Consider the following 617-nt stretch of genomic DNA (forward strand, 5'->3'; position numbering starts at 1 on the left):
GTCCTTGTCGATGGACAGCGCCAGGTACCAGGTCACCGAAGGCAGGCCCTTGATAGGGGTAAAGGCGAGGATGCGGGTATGCCCGTGCAATTCGGCCTCGCTGAAACCGGTGGCGATCTTCGGCGTGTTCTGCGGGTAGACCTCGCTCAGGGTCTTCATCACCTGCTCTTTGTCCGGGTGCACCAGGATCTTGCCGTCGCCGCTGACCAGGAAGGCGTAGCCCATGCCGCTGAAGTCCAGCGAATTGATGATCTGCACCAGGGTCTTCAGGCTGAGGTCGCCGCCTACCACGCCGAGGGTGTTGCCAGCGGCCTTCACCGGTGTCGCCGCGGTGATGATCAATTCCTGGGTGGCGGCGTCGACGTAGGGTTCGGTCAGGGTCAGGCCGCCGGCCGCCACGGCGTCCTTGTACCAGGGCCGGCTGCGCGGATCGTAGCCGGCCGGCATCGGGCTGTCCGGACGCATGGTGAAGACGCCGTCCTGCTGGCCGAGGTAGGTGAAGCTGAAGGTCGAGGTCAGGGCCGGCTGTTCGAGCAGGGCGCTGACGGTTTCCGGGCTGTGGTCGCGGGCCAGGGTCTGGGCGGTCTGCTCGACCAGCAGCAGACGGCCGCCGAGCC

General features: G+C 66.5%; 1 pseudogene. It reads right to left on the reverse strand.

The features are described from left to right. Positions 1–617 (reverse strand): annotated as a pseudogene (gene pctA / locus PYV61_RS26370) (methyl-accepting chemotaxis protein PctA); the annotation flags it as partial.

The sequence above is a fragment of the Roseisolibacter sp. H3M3-2 genome, assembly GCF_029211165.1.
Taxonomy (GTDB): domain Bacteria; phylum Gemmatimonadota; class Gemmatimonadetes; order Gemmatimonadales; family Gemmatimonadaceae; genus Roseisolibacter.